General features: G+C 60.7%; 11 protein-coding genes. All 11 read left to right on the top strand.

The features are described 5' to 3' along the window. Positions 1 to 71: 71 nt before the first annotated feature. The 11 genes from K315_RS0105260 (at position 72) to K315_RS0105210 (ending at position 15,927) form a co-directional block, all read left to right on the top strand. Positions 72 to 1,244: an ADP-ribosylglycohydrolase family protein gene (locus K315_RS0105260; protein WP_029576510.1), complete on the top strand. Its 1,173-nt coding sequence runs from the start codon at positions 72 to 74 to the stop codon at positions 1,242 to 1,244. An 87-nt stretch (positions 1,245 to 1,331) separates the two neighbouring features. Beyond that, complete coding sequence (locus tag K315_RS0105255) at positions 1,332 to 1,643, top strand: ArsR/SmtB family transcription factor (protein ID WP_029576509.1); 312 nt, start codon at positions 1,332 to 1,334, stop codon at positions 1,641 to 1,643. A 110-nt stretch (positions 1,644 to 1,753) separates the two neighbouring features. Beyond that, positions 1,754 to 2,809, top strand: a complete 1,056-nt coding sequence (gene arsB / locus K315_RS0105250; protein ID WP_029576508.1) for an ACR3 family arsenite efflux transporter — start codon at positions 1,754 to 1,756, stop codon at positions 2,807 to 2,809. Between the two features lie 38 nt (positions 2,810 to 2,847). Next, entirely contained in the window at positions 2,848 to 3,156 is a 309-nt protein-coding gene (locus K315_RS09475; RefSeq protein ID WP_244874294.1) for a VOC family protein, read from the top strand. Between the two features lie 212 nt (positions 3,157 to 3,368). Further along, complete coding sequence (locus K315_RS0105240) at positions 3,369 to 3,971, top strand: hypothetical protein (RefSeq protein ID WP_029576507.1); 603 nt, start codon at positions 3,369 to 3,371, stop codon at positions 3,969 to 3,971. A 146-nt stretch (positions 3,972 to 4,117) separates the two neighbouring features. Beyond that, the gene (locus K315_RS0105235; protein WP_029576506.1) at positions 4,118 to 5,182 is read left to right on the top strand and encodes a YeiH family protein; all 1,065 of its coding nucleotides are present in this window, start codon (positions 4,118 to 4,120) and stop codon (positions 5,180 to 5,182) included. 221 nt (positions 5,183 to 5,403) lie between these two features. After that, the gene (locus K315_RS0105230; protein WP_029576505.1) at positions 5,404 to 7,182 is read left to right on the top strand and encodes an oleate hydratase; all 1,779 of its coding nucleotides are present in this window, start codon (positions 5,404 to 5,406) and stop codon (positions 7,180 to 7,182) included. A 161-nt stretch (positions 7,183 to 7,343) separates the two neighbouring features. Next, positions 7,344 to 8,204, top strand: coding sequence for a LysR family transcriptional regulator (locus K315_RS0105225; RefSeq protein WP_029576504.1), 861 nt, complete (start codon positions 7,344 to 7,346; stop codon positions 8,202 to 8,204). 96 nt (positions 8,205 to 8,300) lie between these two features. Next, entirely contained in the window at positions 8,301 to 10,850 is a 2,550-nt protein-coding gene (locus K315_RS0105220; protein WP_152571403.1) for an HAD-IC family P-type ATPase, read from the top strand. A gap of 87 nt (positions 10,851 to 10,937) precedes the next feature. Continuing rightward, complete coding sequence (gene acnA / locus K315_RS0105215; RefSeq protein ID WP_029576502.1) at positions 10,938 to 13,655, top strand: aconitate hydratase AcnA; 2,718 nt, start codon at positions 10,938 to 10,940, stop codon at positions 13,653 to 13,655. Between the two features lie 151 nt (positions 13,656 to 13,806). After that, positions 13,807 to 15,927, top strand: a complete 2,121-nt coding sequence (locus tag K315_RS0105210; protein WP_029576501.1) for a GmrSD restriction endonuclease domain-containing protein — start codon at positions 13,807 to 13,809, stop codon at positions 15,925 to 15,927. Positions 15,928 to 15,944 lie beyond the last annotated feature (17 nt).

Below are 15,944 nucleotides of genomic sequence, written 5' to 3'. Positions count from 1 at the left end.
TCGAGTCGATTCCGGGTATGGTGTGAGAGAGGCTTCATTCCGGAAATCTGGTGAGATGGGTGATGGCGAAAATGGCAACAAACAGGGATTTTCTCAAGGACATCAACCAATACCGCGGGTGTCTTATTGGCTTTGCTGCCGGTGATGCCCTTGGATATCCCGTTGAGACCATGACCGAAGCGCAGATTTCGCGTGTGTACGGGGCGCATGGAATCACCCGGTACCATTTCAAGGGCGGGGTTGCACAAATTTCCGCCAGCACGCAGATGATGCTCTTTACTGCGACAGGTTTGCTGAATGGCGCCACCCGCGGGATCATCTGTGGAATCCAAGGAGCGTATGAGGGCTATACCCGCTGTTGCTATCAGGATTGGCTGAAGACTCAGATTCTTGCCTTTGCACAGCTGCAGGATGGGCAGTACCACTATTCGTGGCTCATCGATGTCCCGGAGATGTTCAATGTCAGATCGCCCGGAAAGACATGCGTTTGCGCACTGATTGATTCGCAGCCTGGGTCCTTGCAGCCCGCAATTAATACCAGCAAGGGGTGTGGCGGAATGCTGCCGATAGCGCCGATAGGCCTGTATCGGGAGGCATCCTTACGCAGTGATGTCCTGCTTGACACGATTGGCGCGAAGACCGCGGAATTGACCCATGGGCATGAACTGGGTTGCATACCTGCCGCGGCATTCGTTCATATCATTGACAAGATCACGCATGAAGGAATGGGGATCGGTCAGGCGGTCGACGATGCCATAACGGCGATTCCGGAGTTGTTCCCGGAGTGCCGGCATATGGGGGAGTTTCGGGCAATCATGTCGCGGGCAGTGGCGTTGGCGGCAGCGCATCACGCAGACGAAGACGACCTTGCCGCTATTCATACGCTAGGTTCAGGCTGGGTCGCGGAGGAGACGCTCGCCATTGCAGTGTATTGTGCGCTGCGGTACCCGGATGATTTCCAGAAAGCCGTTCACGCGGCGGTCAACCACAGTGGAAACAGCAATGCGACCGGTGCTGTCACGGGAAGTATCGTCGGGGCGTCCGTGGGTTTTTCTGGAATTCCTCGCACATTTGTCGATGATTTGGAGCTGAGACAGGTGATTCTCACGGTGGCGGATGACCTGTACCACGACTGCCCGGAAGCATTGGTCAAGTCGCAATACGAACCGATGACCGATAAGCAAGCCGTCTGGTGGGAAACGAAGTATTTCGGCAATACGTTGCATCCGCAGTTCCGTCAGTGATATCCAGCTGGGGAAACGACATATTGACACCTATCTATGTGAGTGGTACTCTCATATATAGATGAACATCAATGTTAGGTGGCGGGTATGGACGCGGATCAGATTTCTTCGCTGTGCAAAGCCCTAGGGGAACCCAATCGTCTGAAAATCGTACAGATGCTGTCTGGCCGTGAGCAATGCGCTTGCGTGATGCTCGAAAAATTCAACATCACCCAGCCCACCCTGTCGCATCATATGAAAATCCTGTGCGATTGCGGGCTGGTCAGTGTCCGCAAAGATGGGAAGTGGAGCTATTACTCGCTCAATCGCAGGACCCTCGAAGCGTTTACTGATTTCATCGAATCATTGGATTGTGGCGGCGACCATCGATGCGACGGCGCAGCGTGCGGCTGCCGATAACCGCGGTCTGCCGGAACCGGGTATTCGGCTGTGAGCCGCCGGGCACCGTGTTTCGGGCAGCTTCATTGGAAACTGTTTCACGGGAAGTGGGACTTCGGAAAGGAAAGACAATGGCAGAGAAGAAAACCGACATTAGCTTCTTCCAACGGTATTTGACGATTTGGGTGCTGCTGTGCATGGTTGCGGGCATCCTGATCGGCACGTTCATCCCGACGGTTCCGCATGCGCTTGGCAAGTTGGAGATCTCCGGCATCTCCATCCCGATCGCGATTCTGATTTGGATCATGATCTATCCGATGATGATCAAAGTGGATTTCCAAAGCGTGAAGGAAGTCGGAAAGAACCCCAAGGGTCTGTTTCTCACGTGGATCGTCAACTGGCTGATCAAGCCGTTCACGATGTACGGCTTCGCGTGGTTCTTCCTGTTCGTGGTTTTCCGCCGGATTATCGCGCCTGATCTCGCCACGCAGTACCTCGCCGGGGCAGTGCTTCTGGGTGCGGCGCCTTGCACGGCGATGGTGTTTGTCTGGAGCAAGCTGGTCAACGGCAATCCCGCATATACCGTGGTACAGGTGGCGACGAATGATCTGATCATTCTGCTCGCCTTCGTGCCGATTGTGAAGTTCCTGCTGGGCGTCTCCAGCGTGTCCGTTCCGTACAGCACGCTGTTCGTCAGCGTGTTCCTGTTCGTGGTGATTCCTCTCGCCGCGGGGGTGATCACCCGTATCGTGGTCACTAAAAAGAACGGCAAGGAATACCTGGAACAGGTGTTCGTCCATAAGTTCGACAACGCCACGACGATTGGCCTGCTGCTGACGCTGGTGATTATCTTCAGCTCGCAGGCGAAGGTCATCATGAGCAATCCGCTGCATATCGTGCTGATTGCCGTGCCGTTGATCATCCAGACATTCGTGATTTTCTTCGTCGCCTATGGGGAGGGCAAGCTCATCCAGTTGCCGTTCGATGTGGCGGCGCCTGCCGGGATGATTGGCGCGTCCAACTTCTTCGAACTCGCTGTCGCGGTTGCCGTTGCGCTGTTCGGGACGACCAGCCCGGCCGCTTTGGCGACGACGGTGGGAGTGCTGACCGAGGTTCCGGTGATGCTCACGTTGGTGAGGATCGCAAACAGGACACGTGGGTGGTTCGCCGATGAACACCTGGCGTGAGACCGATGTGATATATCAAAGCTCGGAGGTTGTCAGCCATGCACATCAAGAATCTTGACCATCTGGTCATTACGACGCGGAACCTTGATTCCTGCCTTCATTTCTATGTCGATATCCTTGGTATGGCATGCGATCGGAGCAACGGCAGGTATGCCGTACGTTTTGGGAACCAGAAATTCAACATCCATACAAAGAAGGCGGAGTTCCTGCCGGTCGCTGCTCATCCGACTTACGGGAGCCTCGAATTGTGCCTTGTGGTCGACGGTGATATCGGCTCCGTGAAACGCGAAATCGAAGGGAAAGGTATCCCATCGAGGAGGGACCTGTTGTTCGTCACGGCGCGCTAGGTGACATGGAGAGTGTGTATCTGCGCGATCCAGATGGCAATCTGGTCGAGCTGTGCAGCTACCGGGACCGCCTGTGACATCGGGCGAGTCGCGTCGGAGCGTGCGCTGACGACCGTGCGGCGGATATCGGGCGGAATCTGTGTGCTGCGTGAAATCAACGAGAACGATAAATTGCGCCCCTCCGTTGCTGGCTAACGGCTAGGATGGGCCGTATGGCTAAGAACAGGGTCGCTGCGGCGTGCATGGCCGCTATCTGCGCGATGGCGATGGGCGTCGCGCTCGCAGGCTGCACACCGAAAGGCGTCGCCGTGGGAGCGTCGCATGACGACACGCAGAATGTGGCGCACGACAGCATTGATCGGCAGGATGTCACGGTCGGTGTGGTCGGTGCATTGGGCAATCCGCCGGTGTCCGATGCCACGGTCATGAACAATCTTGACAAGGCGGGATTACGCGCGTTCTTCGCTTCCACGACCGATAATGCCGACGCGACACAGGCGGCGCAGCAGGCGGTCCGGGATTGGGCGTCGCAGCGGGTTTCGGCGATTGTCATCAATGCGCTCGATGTGACGGATGCGACCTCGCAATCCTGGGTTGATGCCTTGGGCTCTGCGCGCGATGCCGGAGTGCCCGTCGCCCTGCTTGACCCAGAGAATCCGCCACAGGACACCACGTTGTACGCGGCGGTGCTGCGTATGGGCACTGATCCGGCAGATAGTGACCGCAATGTCGGTCTGTCGACGTATAAGCTGGATGCCGCGCTGTCGCTGATCATCAATGACAATCCTCATCCCGTCGCCATGCGTATCAGCTGATTCGCACCGGTGGCACGGTGCGGGCGCGGGGAGCGCTGTCTGAGTGTCGCGAGGTGTGTGGCTCGCACAATAGTATCGGAAAATCCGATACCAGACATTGAAGACACGCATTTGATTGATACGTCGCTGTCAGACAAGATAGCTTCATGACAAGAATCAAGACATTCCTCAAAGCCATCTGCACTACCGATATGCTGCTTGTCGCGCTCGTGACCTGCGCGGCATCCGTCGTCGGGTCCTTGCTGGCCGGTCTGCCGGCGTTCAGCCTGTTCGGTGCACTCATCATCGCACTGATCATCGGCATGCTTCTGCAAATCCCGATGCGCGCATGGTTCGCTGGGGCCGGCGCCCGGCATGCGCAAGGCATCGGCGGCGCAGCGGGGCTCATCGCCAACAAGCTGCTGCGGCTGGGCATCATCCTGCTCGGCTTCAAACTCAATCTCGACGTGCTGTTCGCAACCGGCGTCAAAACCATCGTCATCGCGGCGATTATTGTCACGCTCACCATCACCGTCACGTATGTTATCGCCAGAAAACTCGGTGTCGACGAGCATCTCGCGATCCTCACAGCAGGCGGGACCGGCATTTGCGGTGCCGCTGCGGTCATGGGCCTGTCCGGATCCATCACCATGCCGAAGGGCGAGGAGCAGCGCGGACGGGATGACGAGGTCATGGCGGTGGCGACCGTCGCCATCATGGGCACGGTGTTCGCGCTTATGGAAATCGCGTTGCGTCCGGTCCTCGGGTTGACCGACGCGCAATTCGGCACGATGGGCGGCGCATCGCTCCATGAGATTGCACACGCGGTCGCGGTCGGCGGTTCGGCGGGCGACACCGGCATGAACGCGGCAATCATCATGAAACTCTCCCGGGTGCTAATGCTCGCCCCGGCGGCCCTGATCATCGGCGCATGGTGGGCCCGCAGGCATGCCCAGCCTGGTGACGGCCCGCGCAAGGTGCCGATTCCGTGGTTCATGCTCGGCTTCCTCATCGCATCGGTCGCCGGCACGCACCTGCCGTTTGTCGCGCAGTTCACGGATGTGTTGGTTAAAGCCGCCTATCTGGTGCTTGGCATGGCGATGGCGGCCCTCGGTATGAATGTCGATTTCAAGGCGATTGCGAGCCGCGGCCGTATGGCGGTGCTCGCCAGCTTCCTCGCCTCGATTCTGCTGACGGGTGGCGCGTTCTTTGCGGCGAAGCTGCTGTTCTGATTGAGAAGCGCGGGATGTGTGGCACACGCATTCCCGCGCGATTCCTATGTGACGTGCTGTCCTAAGGGGCCATGCAATTGGACATGTTTCCGCCGATTGTCGATGGTTTTTCCCTCGAACCGATCCTATAATGGTGTTCGCCTCGACGTTGAGGCCCGGTTTTGCAAAGGCTCCAAGCCTGCTGTGAGACCGGCGGACGAAATAACGGCAAAGGAGTCATCATGTACTACTCGGCTGGAAACTATGAAGCCTTCGCGACCCCGGAGAAGCCTGAAGGCATCGACGACAAGTACGCGTATATCGTCGGGTCCGGTCTTGCCGGTCTGTCGGCGGCATGCTACCTGATCCGCGACGCCCAGATGCCCGGCGACCATATCACGGTCTTCGAATCCCTGCCGGTGGCCGGTGGCTCCTGTGACGGCATCTACGATGCGACACGCGGCTACATCATGCGCGGCGGCCGTGAGATGGACAACCATTTCGAGGTCATGTGGGACCTGTTCCGTTCCATTCCGTCCATCCAGAACCCCGGAGAGACGATTTTCTCCGAATACTACAAGCTCAACAAGCACGACCCGAACTTCTCCCTGTGCCGCGTCACCGAGAAGCAAGGTCAGGACGCGCACACCGACAAGAAGTACGGGATGAACCCGAAGGCGACGCAGGAGCTGCTGCACCTGTTCATGGCCACGGACGAAGAGCTCGCCGACAAGACCATCGATGACGTGTTCGACGACGATTTCTACAAGACGAATTTCTGGGTGTACTGGCAGACGATGTTCGCGTTCGAGAAATGGCACAGCGCCATCGAGATGAAGCGCTATATGCAGCGTTACATCCATCACATCGACGGATTGCCCGATTTGTCCGCACTGCGTTTCACCCGCTACAACCAGTATGATTCCATGATCCGCCCGATGGTCAAGTACATCACGGATGCCGGGGCGAAGGTGCTGTACGACACGAATGTGACCAACGTGGTGTGCGAGGTGACGCGCAGCCGCAAAGCGGCCCGCCGCATCGAATACACGCAGGGCGGCGAGGCCAAGAGCATCGACCTGACCGACAACGACCTCGTGTTCGTCACCAACGGCTCGCAGGGCGATTGCACTGCGTACGGCGACCAGACGCATGCGCCGGTCGTGTCCATCAAGAACGGCGAAGGGCCGTCGGTCGAACTGTGGAAGAGGATCGCCGCCCAATCCCCGGATTTCGGGCACCCTGAGAAGTTCTTCAAGGACATCGAGGAAACCAGCTGGGAGTCGTGGACGGTCGACACGTCCAACAAGGAGGTGCTCGACGCAATCGAGGCGATCTGCCACCGCGACCCGCTGTCCGGCAAGATCGTGACCGGTGGTATCGTGACCGCCAGGGATTCGAGCTGGCTGCTGTCGTGGACCATCAACCGGCAAGGCCAGTTCCCCGACCAGCCGTCCGACCACTGCCTGATCTGGGTGTACGGCCTCAACTGCTGGCATGACAACGGCGATTTCGTCAAGAAGCCGATGGCGCAATGCACCGGCGAGGAGCTGTGTGAGGAATGGCTGTACCATATCGGCATCCCGCAGGACAGAATCAAGCAGTTGGCGAGCGAGGCATGCAATACGACCGCCGCGATGATGCCGTATGTGACGAGCTTCTTCGAACCGCGCCGCGACGGGGACCGGCCGAAGGTCGTGCCCGACGGCTCCGTGAATCTCGCTTTCGTCGGCCAGTACGCCGAAACGCCGCGCGACACCGTGTTCACCACGGAGTATTCGATCCGCACCGGCATGGAAGCGGTGTACACGCTGTGCAATGTCGACCGTGGCGTGCCGGAAGTATGGGGCAGCGTCTTCGACGTGCGCGACCTGCTGACCGCGACGGTCAAACTCGCCGACGGCAAGAAACTCACCGAAATGGACCTGCCGCTCAAGGACCGTCTCGCCCTGCGTGAACTGCTCAAGAAGGTGCATGGCACCGAGGTCGAGAAGCTGCTCAAGGCGTGCGGGGCGTTGTGATCCATCGGCAGGATGTGTTTGCCTGCCGATGGTGCGAATTAGACGTCATTGATTGACGTCATTGATTGAGATGGAGCCGTGTTCCGGATTTTCCGGGATGCGGCTCCTTTATCCAACGGGATAGTATTCAATGGGGTAGCGCTCAGTGGGATAATACCTGTGTGTTCCCTTTGCTTGAGACGTTTGTGGCGGTGTATGAGACCGGGCAGTTCTCGATTGCGGCTGATGAGCTGCGTGTCTCGCAGTCGACGGTGTCGGCGCGGATTGCGCAGCTGGAGCAACGGTTGGGGACATCGCTGTTCGAGCGGCATGCGCGTGCCGATGTGACCGCGACACGCGCGGGGGAGACGCTCTACCGTTCTGCTGTGGAGCTTCTTGCGCAATGGCGGCAGACGCAGGAGGATGTCGGCCGGGCGGGGCAGGCGCGCGATCCGTTCCTGCTCATGATGTCGAACACCGCGGCGGTGGCGCTGCTGCCGAGGATCCTCGAAGAGTTGCGAGCGCAGGGCACGCTGGAACGTGTGGATATGCGTGTGATGACCGCGAATTCCGACGAGATTGTCGAAGCGGTGGAATTGCATCGGGCGCAGATGGGGATTGTGGAGAAGCCGGTGTCTGCGGAAGGGATTATCCGTGCCGCGTTGTGTGATGACCGGCTGGTGTTGGCGGGGGAGCATGCGCATGATCCTGAGAACCCGGCGACGGTGTGGTTGCTGCGTGAGCATAGGTCGGGTGTGCGTTACTACACGGATTTGTTCTTTTCTCAGCGTGCAATCCAGCCGGCGCATCGTGTCGAGATCGTCGGTAATGCGTCGATTTGCGCGTGTCTTGCCGCAGGGGTCGGCACGTCGCTGGTTTCGCAAGGCGTGGTGCCGGCTGGCGTGCCGACTGCGGAGCTCGGCATGGATTTTTCCAGACGATTCTCGGGTGTGACGCCGCGTTCCGGGCTGACCGGTGCGCAGCGGGGGATGTGCAAGGTGATCGCCTCGCTGTTTGCGGTGGAGCCCCATTCCGGAAGCTGAACTGGTGATGTGCGGCGTGTCGCGCTGCTATCGTGGGATGAACGCGGTGGTTCCGAGGCGTGGGATGCGCGCCCGGCGGAAACGAAGGAGGCCGGTATGGCGGTGACCCAGGGGAAGATAGCCGGCGCGGGCATGCCGCATGTGGACGAGCACGGTCTTGACGATGACGCCGTGCAGACCCGTGTGGAACAAGGCCAGACCAACCGTACGGACGAGAGTACGTCCCGCTCGGTGGGCTCGATCATCCGCGCGAACGTGTTCACCCTGTTCAACGCGATTATCCTCACCGCGATGGTGGTCGTGCTGCTCACCGGGTCGTGGAAGGACGCGGTGTTCGGGCTGGTCATTATCATCAACACCGGCATCGGCATCGTCACCGAATTGCGGGCGAAGGTGACGCTCGACCGCCTGTCGATCCTGGTCGCCTCGCCGGTGCTGGTGCGCCGCGGCGGCAAGGATATCGAGGTCGCTCCCGTGGATATTGTGCTGGGGGACTTGGTGTGGATTCGCGCGGGGGAGCAGGTGCCAGCCGATGCCAAGATTCTGCACACGTGGGGGCTTGAGCTTGACGAGTCCATGCTCACCGGCGAATCCCGGACGGTACGCAAGAAAGAAGGCGATGCTATCTATTCCGGGTCCACCGCGGTCTCCGGCATGGCGCTCGCCCAAGTGGAGGCGGTCGGGGAACATAGCTATGCGGCGGGGCTCACCGCGCAGGCGAAAGTCTACAAACGCAATCTGTCCGATCTGAGCCGCGGTATCAATACGATTCTGCGGGTCATGTCCTTCGTGGTGGTGCCGTTGTGCATCCTGCTGATCTGGTCCCAGTTGCATACGGTCGGCGGGCTCGGCAACGCGATCGCGACCGGGGCATGGCGGCAGGCGGTCGTCTCGGCGGTGGCCGGCGTCGTTGGCATGATTCCCGAAGGCTTGGTATTGCTCACTTCGCTCAACTTCGCCATCGCAGCCATGCGTCTGGCACGGCACAACACGCTCGTACAGGATCTCGAATCCGTGGAAACGCTTGCCCGTGTGGATTGCCTGAATCTGGACAAGACCGGGACCATTACCGACGGTGGCATCGAGGCTGACGCACTGATTCCCGCAACATCCGACGATTGGGGGCATGCAGGGCTGGGCCATGACGAAGCCATGCAAGCCACCTACGACCTGTGCAACGAGGAGAATCCGAACGCCACCGGCCGGGCGGCCATGGAGCTGTTCGCCGCACAAGGCGTGCACCAGGGGACGGTCGCCGCGCGCGTACCCTTCTCGTCCGCCCGCAAGTGGAGCGCTATCGTGCGCGACGACGGCAGCGTATGGCTTATGGGTGCGCCGGAAGTTCTCGCGCGCGGGTTCGTTGATGCCGCACGGCAGGTGGGGCGGGATGCGTCAGCAACGCAGGCATTGTTCGCCCCGGTGCTTCAACGCGTCCAATCCAAAGCGGCGCAAGGCTATCGTGTACTCCTGATCGCCCGGGCCCGTCAAGTGCCAGGCCAGACCCCATCCGTTTTCGTGGACGACCCAGTTCTACCGTCTGATGCCCGGCCCGCCGCCCTGCTGCTGTGCAGCGAACGAATCAGACAAGACGCCGAGGCGACCCTGCGCTGGTTCCGCGACCAAGGGGTGCGTTGCCGCGTCATCTCCGGCGACAACCCGACTACCGTGCGTGCGATTGCCGCGAAGGTGAAACTGACCGGTGAGCGTGAGCCGGTAGCCGTTGACGCCCACGACCTGCCCCAAGATATCGACGAACTGTCTCGCGCGCTGGAAGGCATTGACGTGGTCGGTCGCGTGCTGCCTGAACAAAAGCAGGCCATCGTCAAGGCGCTGCACGCCTCACGGCATGTGGTCGCGATGACCGGCGACGGCGTCAACGACACGTTGGCGCTCAAAGAAGCCGATCTCGGGGTCGCGATGGGCAATGCCGCGCCCGCCACGAAGGCGGTCGCCGAACTCGTGCTGGTCGACTCGAAATTCTCCCATTTGCCTGACGTCGTGGCACGTGGCCGCCAGGTCATGGCCAATATGGAGCGGGTCGCGAGCCTGTTCCTGACCAAAACCGTCTACTCCGCGCTCATTTCCCTCGGCGTCGTCCTGCTGGCGATGCCTTTCCCGTACCTGCCGCGGCACATCTCCTATATCGGCGCCCTGACCATCGGCATGCCTGCGTTCATCCTTGCGCTCGCCCCCAATACGAGACGTTACATCCCCGGATTTTTGGGGCGTGTCGTGCGTTTCGCGTTGCCCGGCGGCATCGCGGTGGGGTTGTCCGTGCTGATTGCCGAAGCTGCGATGCCGGGCGTGCTTGGATGGAACCTGTCTGTACCGGCGGACCTCGCATTGCAACGTTCCTGCTGCGCGATGATCGTCTTCACGCTCGGAGTGCTGGTGCTCGCCCTTGTGGCAAGGCCACTGGCGTCCTGGCGAGGGGTTCTTGTCGCGGTCTTCGCGGCCGCAGGGGTCATCGGCCTGTGCATCCCGCCGGTCGCCGACTTCTTTGCGCTGCATCTGCCGCAGGGGAGCGCGCTGGTTGTGCTTCTCGTCGCGCTGGTCGCATCGGCTGCGATATTCGTGCTCTGCCAGCTGGCAAGCCGTCTGCTCGCGCGCATTGTCTCACATAATAGGCAGACATGCCAGAGCTGAAACAGCATCACGATACAATACAGGAATAACATCAATCGGCATCCATACCGAATTCAACCATCTGGCATTCGCCGGCTCGGAGGTAGCATGTCATTCAAAGACAGTCAACTGTCCACGCTGACCGTGGGCGACACCACATTCGACTACGTCAACATCGCGGATTTGCCCGGTATCGAGCATCTGCCATACTCGCTCAAGGTGCTTGTCGAGAACCTCGTGCGCAACATCGACGGTAAGAACATCACCGACGAGCACGTCAAGGCGTTGCTCGACTGGGATCCGCAGGCTGAGCCGAGCCATGAAATCCAGTTCACCCCGTCGCGTGTCGTCATGCAGGATTTCACCGGTGTGCCCTGCATCGTCGATCTGGCCACCATGCGTGACGCGGTCAAGGAGCTGGGCGGCGACCCCGAGGTCATCAACCCGCAGGTGCCCGCCGACATGATCATCGACCACTCCGTGCAGATTGACAAGTACGGCGTTGCCGACGCGCTGCAGCAGAACATGGATATCGAATACCAGCGCAACGGGGAACGCTACCAGTTCCTGCGCTGGGGCCAGCAGGCGTTCAGGAACTTCCGCGTGGTGCCGCCGGGGACCGGCATCATCCACCAGGTGAACATCGAATACCTCGCCAAAGTCGTCATGAGCAAGGATTCCGGTCTTGGCGACGGCCGCAAGCTCGCCTATCTCGACTCCTGCGTAGGCACGGATTCGCACACCACCACCGTCAACGGCCTCGGCGTGCTCGGCTGGGGTGTCGGCGGCATCGAAGCCGAAGCCGCGATGCTCGGCCAGCCCATCTCCATGCTCGTGCCGCGCGTGGTCGGGTTCAAGCTCACCGGCTCCATCCCCGAAGGCGTCACCGCGACCGACGTGGTGCTCACCATCACCGACATGCTCCGCAAGCACGGCGTGGTCGGCAAGTTCGTTGAATTCTACGGTGAGGGCGTCGCCTCCGTTCCGCTCGCCAACCGTGCGACCATCGGCAATATGAGCCCTGAATTCGGCTCCACCTGCGGTATCTTCCCGATTGACGACGTGACGCTCGACTATCTGCGCCTGACCGGTCGCAGCGAGGAACAGGTCGAACTCGTCAAAGCCTACGCGAAGGCGAACCGCCTGTGGGGCGACACCAAGGACCCGCAGTATGTCGAACCGCAGTATTCGGAATACATGGAACTCGACCTCGGTTCCGTTGTGCCGAGCATCGCCGGCCCGAAGCGCCCGCAAGACCGCATCACCCTCGCCACCGCGAAGAAGACCTTCGAAGACACGCTGCCCGCGTACGAAACCGACAAGACCGCGCAGCAACCGATCCCGGTGAGCACCGACTTCCGTGGCGATTTCGACGTGAAGAACGGCGATGTCGCCATCGCCTCCATCACCAGCTGCACCAACACATCGAACCCGTCGGTCATGATCGCCGCCGGCCTGATAGCACGCAATGCCCACGCCAAAGGCCTCAAGCCCAAGCCGTGGGTCAAGACCTCCCTCGCCCCAGGCTCCCAAGTCGTGGCCGACTACCTCAAGAAAGCCGGCCTCCAGGACGACCTCGACGCTCTGGGCTACCAGCTCGTCGGCTTCGGTTGCGCCACCTGCATCGGCAACTCCGGTCCTCTGCTGCCCGAAATCTCCAAGGCCATCAACGACAACGACCTGACCGTCACCGCCGTGCTGTCCGGCAACCGCAACTTCGAAGGCCGCATCAGCCCGGACGTCAAGATGAACTACCTCGCCTCCCCGCCGCTGGTAATTGCCTACGCGCTCGCCGGCACCATGGACTTCGACTTCGAAACCCAGCCGCTGGGCCAGGACGCGGACGGCAACGACGTGTTCCTGCGCGACATCTGGCCGAGCAACGAGGACGTCCAGCGCGTGGTCGACGAGACCGTCTCCCGTGAGATGTTCGTCAAGGATTATGCGAGCGTCTTCGACGGCGATTCCCGCTGGCAGGGTCTCGACGTGCCGAAGGGCGAACTGTTCTCCTGGGATCCTGATTCCACCTATGTGCGTCGGCAGACCTTCTTCGACGGCATGGGCGCCACGCCTGCCCCGGTGGAGGATATCCACGGCGCCCGCGTGCTGGCGTTGCTCGGCGATTCGGTGACCACCGACCACATCTCCCCGGCAGGTGCGTTCAAGGCGTCCAGCCCGGCAGGCAAATACCTGGTCGAGCACGGCGTCGAATCGAAGAACTTCAACTCCTACGGTTCCCGCCGCGGCAATCATGAGGTCATGGTGCGCGGCACCTTCGGTAACATCCGTCTGCGCAACCAGCTGCTCGCCTCCGTTGGCGAAGAGGTCACCCCCGGCGGATACACGTATGATTTCCTGACCGGCAAGCCGTCCACGATCTTCGACGCCTCGCTCGACTACCGCAAGGCGGGCGTGCCGCTCGTCGTGCTCGCCGGCAAGGAATACGGCACCGGTTCGTCCCGCGACTGGGCTGCCAAGGGCACGGTCATGCTCGGTGTACGTGCGGTCATCACCCGCAGCTTCGAGCGCATCCACCGCTCCAACCTGATCGGCATGGGTGTGCTTCCGCTGCAGTTCCCTGAAGGCGAATCCGCGGAATCACTGGGCTTGAACGGCACAGAAACCTTCGACATCGAAGGCATCGACCAGCTCAACACCGGTGAAATCCCGCACACCGTCCACGTGACCGCCACCAAGGGCGACGGCACCAAGATTGAGTTCGACGCGACCGTACGCATCGACACCCCCGGTGAGGCGGATTACTACCGCAACGGTGGCATCCTGCAATACGTGTTGCGTAACCTCATGGCCGGCAAGCGGGCCTGAGTCGCACGGATTCCAGACGGGCCGCGACCTTGCCGCCTCATGGCGGCTGGCCGCGGCCCGTCACGCTTTCACCGGTTTTCCGCCACCTGAGGGATGGCGTAGAATCGCAACAAGAGACAACGCCGCACAAGCGCGGCAAGGGGGAGGCACCATGGCAATCAGCGCGTCGGAAGAGCCGCTGGGCAGAGTATTCACATCGGATTATCGTCTGTCCATCCCATCATTCCAACGGGCATATTCCTGGCGCCCGGGCAACGTGCTTCAGCTGCTCGACGATATCCGTTCAGCATCCCAGACCCCGAACACCCCATACTTCCTTGGTTCGCTCATCCTCGTCCACGACGAGGGCAACGCATACGAGGTAATCGACGGCCAGCAGCGCCTGGTCTCCCTGATCATCATCATCGCCGCCATGCGCGAACTCGAAGACGACCCGGCTCTTTCGAGTGATCTGACGAATCTCATCATCGATCCGGGCGACCGGCTACGGCATATCGACACTGCCCCCAGACTCACACTGCGCGAACGGGACGCCTCATTCTTCGCATCCTACGTGCAGGAAGGCAATCTCGAATCCCTGTTCGACCTGCGCGATATGGATATGGAAACGAACGCGCAGCGCAACATCCACGACAATGCGCAAGCCGCCTATGACGCGTTAGCCGGTATGAAACCTGAAGAGCGGCGTACGCTGGCCTCCTACATGGTCAACATGGTGACGCTGGTCATCGTCTCCACGGATGATCTGCAAGGCGCCCATCGCGTATTCGACGTGATGAACATGCGCGGCATGCCGCTGACGGTGTCCGACGTGTTCAAAGCCAAGGCCGTCGCCGCGATTGACGAGCCACGACGCGATCTGTACGCCGCGCGTTGGGACGACATTATGGACCCGCTCGGAGACGACCCGGTATCCTGCGAGAGTTTCTTCAGGGATCTCCATCTGATTGTCTCCCGGAAAGTGGAATGCTCACGTCTGATCGACCAGTTCCTACAAGACGTGCTTGACCCATGCATCAACGGCGGCGACAAAGGTAACACGTCGGTTCCCGGTTTCATCGATGGCATCCTGTCGCCGTACGTGCGCGCATGGCGTGTGCTGGAACGGCCGACGGATACGCTGCTGCCCGCAGATGTCATTGCAGCGATTGTCGCGTTGCGTGATTATCCGAATGATGACTGGAAACCAATCGCGATGTGGGCATTGGTTCATTCCATTCGCAATCTGGGCGACAGCGACGCCGTCGTGTTCCGCCCATCGTCAGCACATGCGAAGCCTCGTGGCGGTGCCGACAACGAGACCGCGCCCGAACTGCACGACGTGGACCGTCTGCTGCAGATACTGCGGGCGACCGAACGCGCCTGGGGAGTGGACTGCCTCAATCGGGCCACATCACTCGACCGTCGTCGCCGTGCCGCGACAACCGTCCGCGATCTGGACAAAGGCATGGCGCCGACCACCGTGCCCGGCCTGACCATCGACCAGTCTTCTGCCCGCCGCGCGTTGATCCGCTTGCGCGGCGAAATGCCCAACGACCCATCGTTGCCGCGCCTGCTGCTTATCCGTGCGAACGAGCAGAGTAACGGTTTCGCCATCGTCCGCCCGCGCAGCCTGCAAGCCGTGCGGATCATGCCCGAGCCGACGGGCAAAGACCGGTTGGAGGACGGATGGACCCAAGCCGACTTGGAGTACTGGTCGGACCGTCTGGGCAATATGGCGCTGAGCCAAACGAACAACACGAAATTGGAACATGTGACATCCTTCCGCGAACGCCGCGACCGGATGCTCACCATGAGCGCGTCCAAACGTTTCCCACTGACCCGCCAACTGGAAGACATCGTCACCTGCACGCCGCAGACGCTTGCCGGTCGGCAGCAGGAGACAGTCGAGCTCATCGCCCAGTACTGGGGGATCCCGTATGACCATCAGGAAATCCTGCCGGCGTCCACACAGCCCAATCAGCATGTGGCCGATGAGCCTGACGAACCGCGAGTGAGGACTTCACGCCGGGTGACCATCGCCGCGGTATTGCGCGCCGGGCTGCTGACCGCAGGCGAACAGCTGGAATGGAAACGGCCGCGCAAAGGCGAACTGTGGAAAGCGGAAATCACTCCGCAAGGCACAATGCGTTTGGAAAACGGCGAGGAGTACACCACGCCGACCGCGGCCGCCCGCGCGGTAGGCGGCGGCAGCCAAGGGCTCAACGTGTGGAAACGTAGTGACGGCACCAGCTTGGCCGATATCTGGAAGCAATACCGTATGCGTGGCTGAGCCCCCGAATCCCGTTT

Origin of the sequence: Bifidobacterium thermacidophilum subsp. thermacidophilum DSM 15837, from assembly GCF_000426425.1 — a bacterium.
GTDB lineage: Bacteria > Actinomycetota > Actinomycetes > Actinomycetales > Bifidobacteriaceae > Bifidobacterium > Bifidobacterium thermacidophilum.
The sequence above is the reverse complement of the archived record's forward strand: the minus strand, read 5'-3'. Positions and strand labels throughout refer to the sequence as shown.